Source organism: Oleiphilus sp. HI0061, assembly GCF_001635675.1.
The window spans coordinates 1-635 of record NZ_LWFE01000153.1 but is presented as its reverse complement, the minus strand read 5'-3'; the positions used below and the strand labels follow the sequence as shown (position 1 = coordinate 635).

2 protein-coding genes are annotated in these 635 nt (G+C 44.7%); one reads left to right on the top strand and one right to left on the bottom strand.

From position 1 onward, the window contains the following. Nucleotides 1–260: LuxR C-terminal-related transcriptional regulator (locus A3735_RS01835; RefSeq protein ID WP_156499318.1), on the top strand; the 260-nt coding region annotated here is incomplete at its 5' end. Between the two features lie 14 nt (nt 261–274). Here A3735_RS01835 and A3735_RS01830 read toward each other — a convergent pair. After that, on the bottom strand, nt 275–635 hold a 361-nt coding region (locus tag A3735_RS01830), incomplete at its 5' end, for a DNA-3-methyladenine glycosylase I (protein ID WP_197485594.1).

The following is a 635-nucleotide window of genomic DNA, read 5'->3' as shown; positions in this document are numbered from 1 at the left end:
TCAGTGAGAAGCTAACACATGTTCTGGCCGGAGCAATACGAGGCGGCAACGATAAGAAATCGAACTTATTAGCCAAACTAACCAGCCGGGAACACGAGATCCTGAAACTCATAGCCAAAGGTATGAGCAACAAGCTTATTGCCCGTGAACTCGATATCTCTGACGGAACCGTGAAGGTTCACGTCAAACATGTCCTGAAAAAACTAGGTTTGAATTCTCGAGTTGAAGCCGCAGTATGGATGGTGAATCAGAAGGGCTAAACTTCACTCAGCTTTTAGCTCACTTTTGACCACTCTGGGCATGTCACCAGGTGGTCATTAACCATCCCCACAGCCTGCATAAAGGCATAGCAAATAGTCGGACCGACAAAGGTAAAGCCGCGCTTTTTCAAATCTTTCGACATTGCTTCGGACTCTGGCGTTACAGCCGGTACATCTGCCATCGTCCGCCAGCTGTTAACTATCGGCTTAGCGCCAACAAATGACCAAAGGTACTTTGAAAAGTCACCCTCATTCTTTTCAATCTCGAGAAATTCGCGTGCATTTTTAATAATAGAGTTCACCTTAAGCTTATTTCGAATCACACCTGAATTAAGCAGTAATTCATCTATCTTCGTCTGGTCATATTCTGCAATA